This window comes from Methylobacterium sp. A49B, from assembly GCF_053346215.1.
On record NZ_JBKFBO010000085.1, the window covers coordinates 17669 to 32635 of the forward strand.

A 14967-nucleotide genomic window follows, 5' to 3' on the forward strand; every position below is an offset into this window, starting at 1 on the left:
CAGGGATCACGGCGCCGGGCGCGTCAGTAGCCGAGGCCCTTCTTGCTCTCGTAGACCTTCAACGGGTCGTCGGCCGCCGTGTAGAGCCTCGACTCGGTCTGGATCCACTTCGGCGGGACGGTGCCCTTCTCCTTGTAGGCCTTGAGGGCGTCGAAGGCCGGGCCGGCCATGTCGGGAGTCAATTCGACGGTGGCGTTGGCCTCGCCCGCCGCCATCGCCTTGAAGATGTCGGGCACCGCGTCGATCGAGACCGTCAGGATCTCCCGGCCGGGCTTCAGGCCGGCCTCCTTCATCGCCTGGATGGCGCCGACCATCATGTCGTCGTTGTGGGCGTAGACCGCGCAGATCGCGCGGCCGCCCTCGGCCTTGATGACGCTCTCCATCACCTCCTTGCCCTTGGCGCGGGTGAAGTCGCCGGTCTGGCTGCGCACGAGCTTGAGGTTGGGGTGGGGCGCGAGGGCGGCGTCAAACCCCTTCTTGCGGTTGGTGGCGACGCTGGCGCCGACCGTGCCCTGGAGCTCGACCACGTTGCAGGGCTTGTCGCCGACCGTCCTGGCCAGCCAGTTGCCGGCGACGCGGCCCTCCGCGACGCTGTCGGAGGTGACGGCGGTGAGGTAGAGGTCCTTGCCGGACGGGTCGATGTCGCGGTCGAGCAGGATCACCGGGATCTTGGCGTCCCGGGCCTCCTTGAGAACGGCGTCCCAGCCGGTGGCGACCACGGGGGCGAGCAGGATCGCGTCCACCCCCTGCGCCACGAAGGAGCGGATCGCCTTGATCTGGTTCTCCTGCTTCTGCTGCGCGTCGGCGATCTTGACGGTGATGCCGCGCGTCTTGGCCTCGGACTTGGTCACCGTGGTCTCGGCGGCGCGCCAGCCGGATTCCGAGCCGATCTGCGAGAACCCGACGGTCAGCGAGGCCGCTTGGGCCGCACCGCCGCAGGCTAGAATCAGACTCGCCAGCATGGCCCGGATGGAAACGGTTCCGCTCATGGACATCCCCCCTCGATTGCGGCCGTCGCCTCTTCAGAGCGATCGGCCGGCATATGTACGACATATGCGCGGGAGCACGGATAGCAGGGTGCGGCTTATCTGTCACCGCTGGAGCCGGCGGAAGCCGACGGCGCACCGGATCGGAACGGATCAACTTGTCTGATTTTTTTGAGGCATGCCTGCGCGTGACGTGCGTCTCCCTCCCCCTCTGTGGGGGAGGGAGAAACGCTGAGTCGGTTGCGTGTCCGAGCTAGGCTCCCGCTCCCCCGTTCAGCCGAGCAGCTTATCCAGCGTGATCGGCATCTCGCGCACCCGCACGCCGGTGGCGTGCCAGATTGCGTTGGCGATGGCTCCCACCGTGCCGGTGATGCCGATCTCGCCGACGCCCTTCACGCCGAGGTTGTTCACCACCGCGTCGTCCTCGTGGACGAGAATCGCCTCCATGGCGGGGACGTCGGCGTTCACCGGCACGTGGTACTCGGCGAGGTTGTCGTTGAGGAAGCGGCCGGTGCGCGGGTCCATCTCGGCCCGCTCGTGGAGCGCGAAGGACAGGCCCCAGATCATCCCGCCGTAATACTGGCTCTGGACGAGGCGCGGGTTGATCACCCGGCCCGCCGCGAAGGCGCCGACGAGGCGGCTCACGCGGATCTGGCCAAGATCGGGGTCGACCTTCACCTCGGCAAAGACCGCCCCGTGAGCGTGCATGGCGTAGGCCGCCTGCGCGGCCGGGTCGGCCCCGGCCTTGCCCTGGCCCTCAATGCTCGACCGGCCCGCCCGCTTCAGGATGTCGGTGACGGATTCGCCCCGGCTCGGGTCATCGCGCCGGGTGAGCCGGCCGTCCGCGGCGGTCACGCCGGCATTGCCCGCGCCGTAGAGCGGGGAGGCGGGGTCGTTGGTGGCGAGATCCGTGAGCTGGCGGATCACGTCGGCCGCGGCCGCGTGGATCGCGCCGCCGGCGGTCGCGGTGTGGCCCGAGCCGCCCGCAATGCCGGCATTCGGCAGGTCCGAAGACCCCATCCGGAAGGTGAGGGCGTCCATCCCGATCCCGAGCCCGTCGGCGGCGATCTGCGCGAGCGCCGTCCAGGCGCCCTGGCCCATGTCGATCGCCCCGAGTTCCACCGTGCCGGTGCCGTCGGCACGGATCTCGGCCCGGGCCATGCCTTCGAAGATCAGCGCCGGGAAGGTCGCGGTGCCCATGCCGGTGCCGACCAGGAACCCGTCCCTGTCGCGGGTCTGGCGGGGCTGCAGCGGCCGCCCGGCCCAGCCGAACGCCTCGGCGCCGCGGCGGTAGCACTCCCGCAGGGCCTTGGAGGAGAACGGCTTGCCGGTGATCGGCTCGACCTCGGCGTAGTTGGCGAGGCGGAACTCCAGCGGGTCCAGGCCGAGTTCGTGGGCCATCTCGTCCAGCGCGCTCTCCAGGGCCACGCTGCCGGTGGCTTCGCCGGGCGCGCGCATGAACAGCGGCGTGCCGGTGTCGAGGCGCACCGCCTCGTGGCGGATCGAGAGGGCCGGGCTGGCGTAGAGGGTGCTGGTCGCCCGTCCCGCCGGCTCGAAGAAGTCGTCGAAGCTCGACGAGGCGGTCAGGATGTGGTGGTCGAGCGCCGTGAGCTTGCCGGCCGCGTCGGCGCCGAGGCGCAGGGTCTGCCGGGTCGGGCCGCGATGGCCCATCGGGCCGTACATCTGGGTCCGGGTCGGCACGAGCTTCACCGGCCGGCCGACCAGCTTGGCCGCCATGCAGGCCAGCACCTGCGGCCCGGCCGGCACGCCCTTCGAGCCGAAGCCGCCGCCGAGATAGGGGCTCTCGATGTGGATGTCCTCGGGATTGATACCGAACAGCCCGGCGAGGCGGCCCTGCGACATAGCGAGCGCCTGGGTCGGCATGAACAGCGTCAGCCGGTTCCCGTCCCAGCTGGCCACGGCGGCGTGCGGCTCCATGGCGTTGTGGTACTGGGCCGGCGTCTCGTAGGTGGCGGCGATCCTCTTGGACGCGGCCGCCAGCCCGGCCTCGACATCGCCCTCGGTCTCCACCGGCGGGGCGCCGACGCCGACCGAATCCGGCGTGAAGGCCTCGCCCGCGTCGAGCCCGATCCGCGGCGTCTCGGCCGCGTAGGTCGGGGCGAGCAGCCGGGCGCCTTCCGTGGCCGCCTCCAGGGTCTCGGCGATCACCACGGCGATCGGCTGGTTGGCGTAGCGGACCGTGTCGTTCTGCAGGAGGTCGAGGCGGAACGTGAACGGCCCGTCCTTGGCGTCCGGGTCCTTGGCGAGCTTCGGGGCGTTCCGCGGTGTCATCACCGCCACGACGCCCGGATGGGCCTCGGCGGCGGCCACGTCGAGGCCGGTGACGCGGCCCTTCCCGATCCGGGCGACGCAGAGCGCCGCGTGGAGGGTTCCGGGGGGCAGGTTGTCGGCGGAGAAGCGGGCCTGGCCCGTCACCTTGAGGGGCCCGTCCCGCCGGGTCAGCGGCTGGCCGATGCTGGAGCCGTGGCGGATCGCACCGGCGGGAAGGTTCGAGGCGGGCGTGGAGGTCGCGGTCATGCGGGTCTCCTCAAGACGGGTTCCGGTTGGAGCTTCCGGTCAACGTGGCTCCCGCGGTCATCGCGAACGGAGCGAAGTGACCCAGGGCAGCGCGACATCGCAGGTCGTGACGCCGACTGGGCTGCTTCGCTCCGCTCGCAGGGACGGCGGTGCCAAGCCATCGACCGCGTGTCAGACGATGCCGAACGGAGAGGCGGGGAGCGCCGGAATCCGGGCGGGCGTCCCGGCGGCGGCCTGGGTCAGCGCGCGGATCGCCACCCGTCGGGCGAGCTCGACCTTGAAGGCGTTGGCCTCGCCGGTGGGCTTGGCACCCGCCAGCGCCGCGTCGGCAGCCTTCGCGTAGGCCTCAGGGGAGGGCGCCTGTCCGGCGAGCGCCGCCTCGGCCTCCGCCACCCGCCAGGGCTTGAGCGCCAGCCCGCCGAGGGCGAGCCGCGCTCGGTCGATCGTGCCCCCCTCGAGCGTCAGGGCGGCCGCCGCCGAGACCACCGCGAAGGCGTAGGAAGTGCGGTCGCGGACCTTGAGATAGCGGGCGTGGCCCCGGAAGGACGCCGCCTCGGGGGGCAGCCGCAGGGCGGTGATCAGCTCGCCCGGTTGCAGCGCCGTCTCCCGCTCCGGGTGGTCGCCGGGAAGGTGGTGGAATTCCGCGAGCGGAACCTCCCGGGCGCCGTCCGGACCGGCGATCTCGACCACCGCGTCGAGGGCGGCGAGCGGCACGCAGAAGTCGGACGGGTGGGTGGCGATGCAGTGCTCGCTCCAGCCCTGGACCGCGTGGATGCGGGTGGCGTGCCCGAGCGCCGCGCAACCGGAGCCGGGCGCGCGCTTGTTGCAGGGTGAGACGGCGTCGGTGAAGAACTGGCAGCGGGTGCGCTGCATCAGGTTGCCGCCGACCGTGGCGGCGTTGCGCAGCTGGGCCGAGGCGCCGGCCAGCAGGGCCTCGGCCACCATCGGGTAGGCCTTGGCGAAGCCTGGGTCGTAGGCGAGATCGCTGTTGCGCACCAGGGCGCCGACCCGCGTGGCGCCGTCAGGCAGCCGCTCGATGGCCGACAGGCCGGGCAGGCGGGTGATGTCGACGACCCGCTCCGGGGTGGCGACGCCGCCCTTCATCAGGTCGACCAAGTTGGTGCCGGCGGCGAGGTAGGCGGTGCCCGGAACCTGCCCGGCCGCCACGGCCTCCGGCACGTTCGCAGGGCGGATGTAGTCGAAGGTCCTCACGCCGCGTCCTCCCGCTGCTCCGTCGTCCGGGCGGCCGCGTCCTGAACCGCGTCCAGGATGCCCGCGTAGGCGCCGCAACGGCAGAGATTGCCGCTCATGCCCTCGCGGATGCGCTCGGGATCGGTTCCGGCATGGCCCTCGCGGATCAGGCCGACCGCGCTCATGATCTGCCCGGGGGTGCAGAAGCCGCACTGGAAGCCGTCATGGGCGATGAAGGCCGCCTGGACCGGGTGCAGCCGGTCGCCCTCGGCCAGGCCCTCGATGGTCAGCACCTCGGCGCCGTCGAGGCTCGCGGCGAGCGTGAGGCAGCTGTTGATGCGCCGCCCGTCCACCAGCACCGTGCAGGCGCCGCACTGGCCGCGGTCGCAGCCCTTCTTTGCGCCCGTCAGGCCGAGGCGCTCGCGCAGGAGGTCTAAGAGGGTGACGCGCGGATCGTCGAGGGCGATCTCGCGCTTCTGCCCGTTCAGGGTGAGCCTGAGGGGAATGGTCATGCGGGGGTCCCGGCTTTCTAAGGCTGGAACCGTTACAGATAGCCGGAGCCCCGACCTCGGCGAGACCAAAACACAAGGCGATGTGCGCAACATCACGGCATGTGCAGGTTGCGCCCTTATGCGGACTTGACCGTGACCTCCGTGGCCGACTTGAGGACGGTCTTGCCCTTGGCGGTCTTGATCTCGACGGCGGGCTCGCTCTTCGAAGCCGCGCGCTTGACCGTGTTCCCCTTGATCGTCTTCTTGACGTCCTGGGTATGGACCTTGGTCACCTCCCCCGAGACCGTGCCCTTGCCCCACGTGTAGGTGACATCGTCTCCGGTCTTCACCTTGGCGGTCATCACAACCCTCCGTCCGTGGTGCGGTGACAAGCGGCCCGGGGAGGGCGCGTTCCCGGGTTTCCACGGCCGGAATGCCGCAGCCGCGCATCTCCGAGTCTTTCCACGTCCATTCCAAATCGAGGTGATGCGCGCGCTCGGAAACTGCCCGCGGGATCGTGGCGGGCCCCTGCCAGTGCCGGGGACCCGCGGCGATGCCGGGGAACGCCGGGCCGCCCCGGACCAGATCGGCGACACGACCATGCGCAGCGTCTCGTTCCGCGACCAAGTCGCCTCATTCCCGGCTGCGCGACGATGGCTCGAGGGTGGGGGCGACATCCTCCCCGCCTCGCGACGTGCCGGAACGCTTCGCGCTCCCGGACGATAGGGGAGGCTTCAGCGCCCGACTTCGCGGCGCAGCGCCGCGACCATCGCCTCCACCGTGGCCTGCGCGGTCTCGCCCAGATCGATGCCGGTCTCGCCGGCGGTGACGAGGCCGCGCGCCTCCAGCTCCTTCACACCCTCCGGATCGGCCTCGTGGCCGGCACCGTCCCTGCGGATCACCGAGGTGACCCGCTCGCCGCTGACGAGACGGTGATAGGCCGCGAAGGCGAAGATCGAGAGAGCCTTGTCGGAGAGTCCGTTCACGGCGTCGGCCATCGGTGCAGTCCTCGCGTGCAGGGTTCGTGTGACGAACGCCGCGCGGGGAGCCACGGCTCCCGAAAACCCGTCCGGGTGCGACGACGGGTGCGACCCGCCCGCCGGCGCCGCGTCGCGCCGGGCCCGCCTTCCTGCTAGTCTCGCCATCTCCATGACCGCCTCCATGACAGCACAGACCGACCAGACCGAAGTGGAACCCAGCCCGGAGCCGGCCCGCGGGCCCATGCCCCCCGACCTCGACTATCGCCTGCGTCAGCAGGCGATCCTGTCGGAATTCGGCGTCGAGGCCCTGCGCGGCACCGATGTCGACCACCTGCTGCAGCGGGCCGCGGAACTGTGCGCGCAGGGCATGGGCGCCGAATTCTGCAAGGCGCTGGAATACCGTCCCGGCGCCGACACGCTGCTGGTGCGGGCCGGCGTCGGCTGGGGACCGGACGTGATCGGCAGGGCCCGGATCGGGGCCGACCTCGCCTCCCCGGCGGGCTTCGCCCTCAAGACCGGCCGGCCGGTGATCTCGAACCACCTCGCCGAGGAGACCCGGTTCCGCACGCCGCAGCTCATGGCCGACCACGGCATCCGCCGGGCGATCAACGTGCTGATCGAGAACCGGGACGGTGCGTTCGGGGTGCTGGAGGTGGACGACACCCGCGAAGGCATGTTCGCGGAGGCCGACATCGCCTTCATGCAGGGCTTCGCCAACCTGTTGGGCGGCGCCATCGAGCGCCAGCGCACCGAGAGCCTGCTGCGCGCGGCGCTGGCCCGACAGGACCTGCTTGCCCGCGAGATGAGCCACCGGGTCAAGAACAGCCTCGCCATCGTGGCGAGCCTCCTGGCCCTCCAGGCGCGCGCCGCCGACGAGCCCGCCGTGCAGACGGCCCTGACGGATGCGCGCAGCCGGGTCGAGGCGATCGCGGGCGTCCACGACCAGCTCTGGCGGCAGGGTGACGGGACCGGAGACAAAACGGCCGATGATGGGGAGGGGGTGCCGGGCGAACTCGATCTCGCGCCGTTCCTGGAGAAGCTGGTGGCCAACCTCGCCAGCGGCGCCCCGGATCGACGGCTCGCCTGCACGGCCGCGCCGCATCGGATCTCGGCCGACCGGGCTATCCCGATCGGACTCCTGGTCAACGAACTCGTCACCAACGCGCTTAAATACGCCTATCCGCCCGAGACCCACCCGCAGGGCGGCGAGATCCGCGTCAAGGCTGAGCACCAGCCCGGCGGGCTCGTGGTCGAGGTGTCCGACGACGGCGTCGGGCTGCCGGCGGACTTCGAGATCGGGCGCGCCTCGAAGAGCCTCGGCATGCGGGTGGTCGGCAGCCTGACGCGCCAGCTCGGAGGCAGCCTCACGACACCGGCCCGAGGGCAGGGCGCCTGCTTCCGACTGGACGTACCGTTGACCGAGTGAGCGCGCGGGACGCGCCGCTCATCGAAGCCAGGACTGGACAAATGTCCCGCGCCATCGCGATCTGCGCGACGGGCTCGGCGAGACAGAGCGGATGCAGTGACTGAGACCAGGGATGCGGCGACGATCCTCGCCGAGCGGCTCCACGCCTTTCGGAGCCTGGGCGACAATTGCGAGTTCGGGTTCGTGCAGCGCTACGGCGGAGTCGAGCCCTCCGGCCTGTTGCGCTTCTCCTACACGCCCCTGGAGGACCTGATCCGCGGGCTGCGCTGCGGCTTCTCGGATTTCGGCGTACCGGGCGACCTGCGCCTCTCCGTCAGCGCGGGCGGCACCTATTACTGTCACAGCCTCGCCTACAACATCTGGGCCAATACCGGGCACCCGGACGGCTCGATCGAGCCGGAGGCGTTGCTGGAGCGGGAATACGGCCGGCTCGCCCATCTCAAGCGCAAGTTCCTGGACGATCTCACTGACGGCGCGAAGATCCTGGTGCGCAAGACCGGCCCCGAGACCTCCGAGACCGACTTCGCGCGGCTCGCCGCGGCGGTCCGGGCGCACGGCCCCTCGACGCTGCTGCGCGTGACGGAAGCGGAGCCGGGCTGGCATCCTGAACCGGTCCGGCGCGTCGGCGACCACCTGATCGCCGGGACGGTGCGCCGGTTCGCTCCGGTGGAGCAGGCCTGGGAGGTCGATCTAGAGCCCTGGATGCACCTCGTGGACAGCGCCTACGCGCTGGACCGCGGCGCGGTGCCGACCCGCCTCGACGCCGCCACCTTCCCAGAGGCGCTGCCGCTGCGGGGCGGTCTGCGCCACCATGTCGGCCGGCACCGCGAGACGGCGCTGAGCGCCTATACCCGGGCGGTCGACCCGGCGGGCTTCCGCCGCGACGCGGTCCATGTCTTCTCGAGCTGGGTCTGGATCCCGGAGGATTTTTCCGGGACGCGCATCTTCGCGGCGGCGGGCTACGCGCGGCTCGGTTGGCAGGACGCCGACCTGTCGCGGCGCGGCTGCTGGCAGCGGGTCTGGGCCGCGGGGCGGCTGCGGGCCGAGGCGGCGCAGGAGCCCGTCGGGCTCGGCATGATCGGCACGCGCCGGGACGGCTTCTGGTCGGTGGGCGCGCGCTTCGCCGAGGGACAGATCCCGGGGGAGGAACCCGCGCCGACGCTGCCGATGCCGCCGCGCCGGTTCCCGGGCCGGGCTCTCCTCGGCCGGTTGGTGCCGCGGTTCGCGTGAGCGGGCTCCCTCACGGGTGCTTGTGGATCGGATCGACCCAGTAGACCGTCTCGGGAGCCTCGGCGGCCGCGACGTCGGGCAGGTTGACCACCACCGCCTCGTTGTCGGAGCGCACCAGCACGCAGTGCAGGGGCTCGTCGGTCGAGGCGTTGATCTCCTGGTGGGGCACGTAGGGCGGCACGAAGATGAAGTCGCCGGGGCCGGCCTCCGCGACGTAGTCCAGCCGCTCGCCCCAGCGCATCCGGGCGCGGCCCGAGACCACGTAGATCACGCTCTCCAGGTCACCGTGATGGTGCACGCCGGTCTTGGCATCGGGCTGGATCGCCACCGTGCCGGCCCAGATCTTCTGGGCGCCGACGCGCGCGGCGTTGATCGCCGCCTGCCGGAACATACCGGGCGTCTGCGCGGTGTTGGCATCGAGCCGGTCGCCCGGGATCACCCGCACGCCGTCGTGTTTCCAGCGCTCCGCTGCGCCGGGCGCGTCGCCGTGCGGGGGTTCGTGGGTATGGGTGTGATCATCATCGCTGTCGTGCATGTCGGATCCTCCGGCGCCATCATGACACGGCGGCGCCGGTTTGCGAGGCGCCCGCCGGCCGCCCGGCCTCTGACGAGACGATGATTCGCCTGGGAAAGATGAGCGTCAGTAGAACTCGTGTTCACTTTGGATCACGGGCAGAACACCGATCTTCATCCCCAGGAAAATCGAACACTTCGTTTCCTTGAACGGCATCCGGTCGGTCAGTAAGACCCGTCGCGTGTCCTCCGCCAACAGGCCATCGAACACGCCCATGACCGCTCCGTCCCGTCGCGTCGTCCTGGCCGGATTCTTGGCTGGATCCCTGGCCGAACTCCTGATCCTCGCGGCCGGTGGGCGCGCGGGTGCGGCCGGACAGGCTCTGCGCGTCGTGGCATCATCGGTCCCGCACGCGGAGATCCTGCACTTCGTCAGCGAGACGCTGGCGCCCGACATCCCGCTCAAGGTCATCGAGATCAGCGGCGACCTGAGACCGAACGCGCTCCTGCGCGACGGCGACGCCGATGCCAACTTCTTCCAGCACGTGCCCTTCCTGCGAGCCGAGGAGGCTGCGCTGGGGACCCGCTTCGCGGTCGTGGCGACGGTGCATGTCGAGCCCCTCGGGCTCTACAGCCGGCGCGCCAGAGTCCTCGCCGAGCTGCCGAAGGGCGGCCTCGTCGCCCTCCCGAACAACGTCACCAACGCGAGCCGGAGCCTGACGCTGCTCCAGGAGAACGGGTTGATCCGCTTGCGGCCGGACGGGGAGGGGGCCTTCGCGAGCGTCGACGACGTCGCCGAGAACCCGAAGGGCTTCCGCTTCATCGAGATCGCGCCGCCGCAATTGCCGCGCTCCCTCGACGACGTGGCGCTCGCGGTGATCAACGGCAACTACGCCCTGGAGGCCGGGCTGGAGCCCGCGCGGGACGCCCTGGCGCTGGAGCGCGCGGAGGGCAACCCCTACGCGAACGTCCTCGTCACCACCGAGGCGCTGGCGCAGGATCCCCGAATCCTGCGGCTGGCCGCGCTCCTGACCTCGGCCGAGGTCGCGGCGTTCATCCGGACCCGCTACCGCGGCTCCGTGGTGCCGGTGCGGGCCTGAGCGGTCGGGAACCGATCCGGAGCCCCGGTCTTGCCTACCGGGCAGCACGGGAAGGCGCCCTTCGCGAGGGGCCTCCGCAATGCCCGACCTTCTGCCCGACCGCCGATCCCTTCTCCTCACCCTGGCCACGACCTCGGTGCTCCTGTCGGCGCGGGGCGCGGATGCCGTCGGGGCGCCGGAGCGGATCCCGCTCTGGCCGGGGGAGCCGCCGGGCGGCGGCGGTCCGCAGGGCCCGCTGGTCCGCGACGACAGCGGTGCGGTCAAGAACGTCGCCACGCCCGTGCTGGAGGTCTACGCCCCGGAGACTCCCACCGGCGTGGCGGTCCTCGTGGCCGGCGGCGGCGGCTACGCCCGGATCGGGATGGTCAAGGAGGCCCTGCCGGCCGCGCTCTGGCTCGCCGCGCAGGGCATCACGGCCTTCGTGCTCACCTATCGCCTGCCGCGCGAGGGCTGGGGGGCGGGCCCCCTCGCGCCGCTCCAGGACGGGCAGCGGGCCCTGCGCCTGATCCGCGCCGAGGCCGGGCGCTTCCGGATCGACCCGGCTCGCATCGGCGTGCTCGGCTTCTCGGCCGGCGGCCATCTCGGCGGGATGATCGCGGCGCGCTCCGCGTTCCGGGCGTACGACCCCGTCGACGCGGCCGACGACCTGTCGGCCCGGCCCGACTTCGCGACGCTGATCTACCCGGTGGTGAGCCTGGAGCCGCCCTACGACCGCACGACCACCCGGCATTCCCTGGTCGGCGAGGCTCCGAGCCCGGAGGCGAGCCGGGACTGGTCGCTCCACACGCACATCCGGTCCGGCTGCCCCACGCTGTTCCTGGTGCAGGCCGACGACGATGCCGTCATCAGCCCCGAGCACAGCCGCGTGCTCGACGAGGCATGCCGCGCCGCGCGGGTGCCGGTCGAGTACCACCGTTTCGCCGTCGGCGGCCACGGCTTCGGGATCGGTCGCTCGGAGGCGCCGGTCGCCCTCTGGCCGAGGCTCTGCCGGCTCTGGCTGACGAGCGTCGCGGTGATGCGCTGAGCTTGCCGATCAGCGGATGAATCGGCGGCCTTCGGTCCGGCGTCAGCGGACGCAGTGTATCAAGGACTTAAGGTCATTCCCGATTGCACGTCGATCGAGAGCGCTCCTAACCTGCGCGGTGACCGGCCCCGTTCAACGATGGGCCGCGCGGGAGAGAACGCACATGGCACCCACACCCTCGTCCTCCTGGTCACGCCGCTCGGTCATCGGAGCGGGCCTCGGCGCCGGCGCGGCGCTGCTGGCCCGGCCCGCGCTGGCGCAGACCTACCCGACGCGTCCGATCCGCTTCGTCGTCGGCTACGCCCCGGGCGGGACCACCGACGTGCTGGCCCGCCTCATCGCCGAGCCCCTCGGCCGGCGCCTGGGCCAGCAGGTCCTCGTCGAGAACCGGCCGGGGGCGGCCAACAACATCGGCACCGACGCCGTCGTCCGCGCCGAGCCGGACGGCTACACGATCCTGCTGGCGAACCCGGCCAACGGCATCAATGACAGCCTGTACAAGAAGCTGAATTTCAACTTCCAGCGGGATATCGCCCCCGTGGCGGCGATCACGCGCTCACCCAACATCATGGAGATCAGCCCGAAGCTGCCGGTGAAGTCGGTGGCGGAGTTCATTGCCTACTGCAAGGCGAACCCCGACAAGGTGAACATGGCCTCCTCGGGGGTCGGCACGTCGGTTCACATGTCGGGCGAGCTGTTCAAGGCGATGACGGGCGTGTCGATGGTGCACGTGCCCTACCGGGGCGCCGGACCGGCGATCACCGACCTGCTGGCCGGCAACGCCGACGTGCTGTTCGACAACCTGCCCTCCTCAATCGGCCACGTGCGCGGCGGCAGCCTGCGGGCGCTCGGCGTGACGACGGCGGAGCGCGCGCCGGCGCTGCCGGACGTGCCGACGGTCGCCGAGACGGTGCCGGGCTACGAGGCGAGCGCGTGGTTCGGGATCGGCGCCCCCCGCAAGACCCCGCCGGAGCTGATCGCGCACCTCAACCGGGAGGTGAACGAGGTTCTGGCCGACCCGGCAATGGCCAAGAAGCTCGCGGATCTCGGCGGCGCCCCCCTGCAGCTCACCCCCGAGGCGTTCGGCGCGCTGATCGCCCAGGAGGTGGAGAAGTGGCGCAAGGTCGTGGCGTTCTCGGGCGCGACGGTCGACTGACCAACCGGACGGGCGCGTCCGCGCCAGACCTCAGGTCGGGCCGCCCGTCAACGATCCGGACGCCTCCGGGGCGGTCGCGGTCCGTGCTTTGCGCCGGGACAGCACGCGGATGAGTTGCCAGACCACCATCGCGGCGATCAGCGCGAGCAGGCCCCCCGCGATCGGCCGTGTGATGAACACCGTGAGGCTGCCGCGGCTCAGGAGCATGGCGCGGCGGAAGTTCTCCTCGAGCATCGGGCCGAGGATGAAGCCGAGCATCAGCGGGGCCGGATCCAGGGCGAGGCGCATCATCACGTAGCCCAGGAAGCCGAAGGCCGCCGTGATATAGATGTCGTCCAGGTTGTTGTTCACGCTGAACGTGCCGATGCAGCAGAAGAACAGGATCGACGGGAACAGCACCGCGTAGGGGATCTTGAAGACCGACAGCCAGAACCGCACCAGCGGCACGTTGATGATCAGCAGGAAGCAGTTGCCGATCCACATGCTGGCGACAAGACCCCAGAACAGGTCCGGGTGCTTGGCGATCATGTTGGGGCCGGGCTGGATGCCCTTGATGATGAAGGCCGCCATCATCAGCGCCATCACGGCGTTCTCCGGGATGCCGATGCTCATGAGCGGGATGAAGCTCGTGCGGGCGGCCGCCTCATCGGCCGCCGCCTGACCCGCCACGCCCTCGATCGACCCGGAGCCGATCTCGTGGCGGTACTTGCTCACCTTCTTGTCGACGGCGTAGGCGGCGAATTGCGCGATGGTGGGGCCGCCGCCGGGCAGGATGCCGAGCAGGGAGCCGACAGCGCTGCCGCGCAGCGCGCTCGGCAGGATGCGCTTGAATTCCGGCCAGGTCGGCATGAGGTTGATCCGGCCATTGAAGGGCGTGCGCTCCGAGCCGCTGTCGAGATTCTTTGTGATCTCGGCGATGCCGAAGCAGCCGAGCGCCACGCTGACGAGGCTGATCCCGTCGACCAGGAAGGGCAGGTCGAAGGTGAAGCGCGGCGTCCCGGTCTCCAGGTCGGTGCCGACTTGGCCGAGCAGCACGCCGATGAGGCACATGGACAGGCCGCGCAGGAGGCTGCCGCTGCTGACGACGCTGACGCAGACGAAGCCGAGCAGCATCAGCGCGCAGTAATCGGCGGGTCCGAACAGAAGCGCCACCTCCCCCAGGCTCGGCGCGAGCCCGGCCAGCACTACGATCGCCACGGTGCCGCCGATGAAGCTCGACACGCCCGCGGTGAACAGCGCCAGGCCTGTCTTGCCCTTCAGCGTCATCTGGTACCCGTCAATGCAGGCCACGATGCTGCTCGCGTGCGGGATCCGCATGGTGATGGCGCTGACGCTGTCGCCGTACTGCGCGCCGTAATAGATGCCCGCCAGCATGATGAGCGCGCCGCCCGGCGGGATGGAGTAGGTGAGGGGCAGGAGCAGGCTGATCGTGGCCAGCGGCCCCAGGCCCGGCAGCAGCCCGACCAGCGTGCCGATGACGCAGCCCAGCGCGCAATAGAGCAGGTTTTCGAGGGTGAGGGCGTGCTCGAAGCCGAAGGCGAGGTTCTGGAGGATCTCCATCAGACCAGCCTCAGGTTCAGCCCGAGGAAGCGCTGGAACAGGAAGGCGATCACCGCCAGCCCGGCCGAGATCCCGAGACTGCGCCGCCACGACGGCGCCGTGCCGGCATACGACACGACGAAGACCAGCACGAGGATCGCCGGCAGCATGCTGACGTATCGGGCGACGACGACGAAGCCGCCGAGCCCCAGCATCACGAGGGCGATCTTGCCGACGTTGAACTGAAGCGGCTCCCGGGCGGCGAGACGGGACTGCACGAGCATGAGCAGGCCGAGCACGAGGAGCAGCCCGCTCACGATCACCGGGAACAGGCCTGGTCCGGTCCGCGCCAGCGTGCCGATGGGGTAGCGCAGCGCCCCCAGACCGAAGAACAGGGCGACCGCCACGACGAACGCGCCTCTCGCGAGGTTCTGGTCCGGCATCCTTCTCCTCCACCGTGTCCCGGCCGCCGGTCTGACGCCGGCGTACGGGCGGAGCTTAAGATATTTTCGCCGCGGTGAAGGCCACTCTGGCGGGAAAAAGCTGTCATGGACAGGCATTTGGAGCGTTTTTCGCGGACCCGGACACGGCACCCGGACAGGGATGCGCACGCGTGGAGGGACGGTCCTCCCATCCACGCTTGCTCCCGAGGACCGCCGCGCGGCGCAGGCCTCGGAAGGAGCCCTTCGGACAGCGCGGCGATGCCTGAGCGGGGTCGGGCAGCACGCGCCGTCGCGATCGCAACACGCCTCATGCGGTTGCTTCGCGACCTCTTGTGCTGGAACCCGGTCGC

Annotated in this window: 15 protein-coding genes; 5 read left to right on the forward strand and 10 right to left on the reverse strand. The window is 70.9% G+C overall.

All coding sequences use genetic code 11. From position 1 onward, the window contains the following. Positions 1-23: 23 nt before the first annotated feature. The 6 genes from ytfQ to ACLBX9_RS11835 all read right to left on the reverse strand — a co-directional run bounded on the left by ytfQ (position 24) and on the right by ACLBX9_RS11835 (position 6204). Complete coding sequence (gene ytfQ / locus ACLBX9_RS11810) at positions 24-989, reverse strand: galactofuranose ABC transporter, galactofuranose-binding protein YtfQ (protein ID WP_447719046.1); 966 nt, start codon at positions 987-989, stop codon at positions 24-26. 270 nt (positions 990-1259) lie between these two features. Beyond that, a complete protein-coding gene (locus ACLBX9_RS11815; RefSeq protein WP_447719047.1) occupies positions 1260-3524 on the reverse strand; it encodes a xanthine dehydrogenase family protein molybdopterin-binding subunit in 2265 nt (754 codons plus the stop codon). Between the two features lie 171 nt (positions 3525-3695). After that, complete coding sequence (locus ACLBX9_RS11820) at positions 3696-4736, reverse strand: FAD binding domain-containing protein (RefSeq protein ID WP_447719048.1); 1041 nt, start codon at positions 4734-4736, stop codon at positions 3696-3698. Further along, positions 4733-5227: a (2Fe-2S)-binding protein gene (locus tag ACLBX9_RS11825; protein ID WP_010686415.1), complete on the reverse strand. Its 495-nt coding sequence runs from the start codon at positions 5225-5227 to the stop codon at positions 4733-4735. The genes ACLBX9_RS11820 and ACLBX9_RS11825 overlap by 4 nt, the downstream gene beginning before the upstream one ends. A 116-nt stretch (positions 5228-5343) precedes the next feature. After that, positions 5344-5568 (reverse strand): DUF2945 domain-containing protein, encoded by a 225-nt coding sequence (locus ACLBX9_RS11830; RefSeq protein WP_447719049.1) that lies wholly within the window; start codon positions 5566-5568, stop codon positions 5344-5346. Positions 5569-5940: 372 nt separating this feature from the next. After that, positions 5941-6204: a hypothetical protein gene (locus tag ACLBX9_RS11835; RefSeq protein ID WP_010686413.1), complete on the reverse strand. Its 264-nt coding sequence runs from the start codon at positions 6202-6204 to the stop codon at positions 5941-5943. A gap of 223 nt (positions 6205-6427) precedes the next feature. On the opposite strand from ACLBX9_RS11835, the gene ACLBX9_RS11840 reads away from it, so the two are divergent. Both ACLBX9_RS11840 and ACLBX9_RS11845 read left to right on the forward strand, forming a co-directional pair. Continuing rightward, complete coding sequence (locus tag ACLBX9_RS11840) at positions 6428-7612, forward strand: sensor histidine kinase (RefSeq protein WP_447719096.1); 1185 nt, start codon at positions 6428-6430, stop codon at positions 7610-7612. Positions 7613-7708: 96 nt separating this feature from the next. Continuing rightward, positions 7709-8842: a hypothetical protein gene (locus tag ACLBX9_RS11845; protein WP_447719050.1), complete on the forward strand. Its 1134-nt coding sequence runs from the start codon at positions 7709-7711 to the stop codon at positions 8840-8842. A 10-nt stretch (positions 8843-8852) separates the two neighbouring features. Here ACLBX9_RS11845 and ACLBX9_RS11850 read toward each other — a convergent pair whose 3' ends face one another. After that, positions 8853-9377: a cupin domain-containing protein gene (locus ACLBX9_RS11850; protein ID WP_447719051.1), complete on the reverse strand. Its 525-nt coding sequence runs from the start codon at positions 9375-9377 to the stop codon at positions 8853-8855. A 105-nt stretch (positions 9378-9482) separates the two neighbouring features. Continuing rightward, positions 9483-9632: a hypothetical protein gene (locus ACLBX9_RS11855; protein WP_010686409.1), complete on the reverse strand. Its 150-nt coding sequence runs from the start codon at positions 9630-9632 to the stop codon at positions 9483-9485. On the opposite strand from ACLBX9_RS11855, the gene ACLBX9_RS11860 reads away from it, so the two are divergent. The 3 genes from ACLBX9_RS11860 (at position 9631) to ACLBX9_RS11870 (ending at position 12635) form a co-directional block, all read left to right on the forward strand. Next, the gene (locus tag ACLBX9_RS11860) at positions 9631-10455 is read left to right on the forward strand and encodes a MetQ/NlpA family ABC transporter substrate-binding protein (RefSeq protein ID WP_447719052.1); all 825 of its coding nucleotides are present in this window, start codon (positions 9631-9633) and stop codon (positions 10453-10455) included. The genes ACLBX9_RS11855 and ACLBX9_RS11860 overlap by 2 nt on opposite strands. A 79-nt stretch (positions 10456-10534) precedes the next feature. After that, positions 10535-11479 carry an alpha/beta hydrolase gene (locus ACLBX9_RS11865; RefSeq protein WP_010686407.1) on the forward strand — a complete coding sequence of 315 codons (945 nt, stop codon included), beginning with the start codon at positions 10535-10537 and terminating at the stop codon, positions 11477-11479. Positions 11480-11642: 163 nt separating this feature from the next. Continuing rightward, positions 11643-12635, forward strand: coding sequence for a tripartite tricarboxylate transporter substrate binding protein (locus ACLBX9_RS11870; protein WP_447719053.1), 993 nt, complete (start codon positions 11643-11645; stop codon positions 12633-12635). A gap of 30 nt (positions 12636-12665) precedes the next feature. On the opposite strand, the gene ACLBX9_RS11875 is transcribed toward ACLBX9_RS11870, so the two are convergent. Next, positions 12666-14195 carry a tripartite tricarboxylate transporter permease gene (locus tag ACLBX9_RS11875; protein ID WP_010686405.1) on the reverse strand — a complete coding sequence of 510 codons (1530 nt, stop codon included), beginning with the start codon at positions 14193-14195 and terminating at the stop codon, positions 12666-12668. Then, the gene (locus tag ACLBX9_RS11880) at positions 14195-14617 is read right to left on the reverse strand and encodes a tripartite tricarboxylate transporter TctB family protein (RefSeq protein ID WP_010686404.1); all 423 of its coding nucleotides are present in this window, start codon (positions 14615-14617) and stop codon (positions 14195-14197) included. Before ACLBX9_RS11880 ends, ACLBX9_RS11875 begins: the two co-directional genes overlap by 1 nt. Between the last annotated feature and the right edge of the window lie 350 nt (positions 14618-14967).

Excerpts from the sequence above, each read along its gene's own strand:
- ACLBX9_RS11835 (WP_010686413.1), bottom strand. The coding sequence starts at position 6,204 with ATGGCCGACGCCGTGAACGGACTCTCCGACAAGGCTCTCTCGATCTTC.
- ytfQ (WP_447719046.1), bottom strand. The coding sequence starts at position 989 with ATGAGCGGAACCGTTTCCATCCGGGCCATGCTGGCGAGTCTGATTCTA.
- ACLBX9_RS11850 (WP_447719051.1), bottom strand. The coding sequence starts at position 9,377 with ATGCACGACAGCGATGATGATCACACCCATACCCACGAACCCCCGCAC.
- ACLBX9_RS11875 (WP_010686405.1), bottom strand. The coding sequence starts at position 14,195 with ATGGAGATCCTCCAGAACCTCGCCTTCGGCTTCGAGCACGCCCTCACC.
- ACLBX9_RS11830 (WP_447719049.1), bottom strand. The coding sequence starts at position 5,568 with ATGACCGCCAAGGTGAAGACCGGAGACGATGTCACCTACACGTGGGGC.
- ACLBX9_RS11880 (WP_010686404.1), bottom strand. The coding sequence starts at position 14,617 with ATGCCGGACCAGAACCTCGCGAGAGGCGCGTTCGTCGTGGCGGTCGCC.
- ACLBX9_RS11840 (WP_447719096.1), top strand. The coding sequence starts at position 6,428 with ATGCCCCCCGACCTCGACTATCGCCTGCGTCAGCAGGCGATCCTGTCG.
- ACLBX9_RS11815 (WP_447719047.1), bottom strand. The coding sequence starts at position 3,524 with ATGACCGCGACCTCCACGCCCGCCTCGAACCTTCCCGCCGGTGCGATC.
- ACLBX9_RS11865 (WP_010686407.1), top strand. The coding sequence starts at position 10,535 with ATGCCCGACCTTCTGCCCGACCGCCGATCCCTTCTCCTCACCCTGGCC.
- ACLBX9_RS11870 (WP_447719053.1), top strand. The coding sequence starts at position 11,643 with ATGGCACCCACACCCTCGTCCTCCTGGTCACGCCGCTCGGTCATCGGA.
- ACLBX9_RS11860 (WP_447719052.1), top strand. The coding sequence starts at position 9,631 with ATGACCGCTCCGTCCCGTCGCGTCGTCCTGGCCGGATTCTTGGCTGGA.
- ACLBX9_RS11825 (WP_010686415.1), bottom strand. The coding sequence starts at position 5,227 with ATGACCATTCCCCTCAGGCTCACCCTGAACGGGCAGAAGCGCGAGATC.
- ACLBX9_RS11855 (WP_010686409.1), bottom strand. The coding sequence starts at position 9,632 with ATGGGCGTGTTCGATGGCCTGTTGGCGGAGGACACGCGACGGGTCTTA.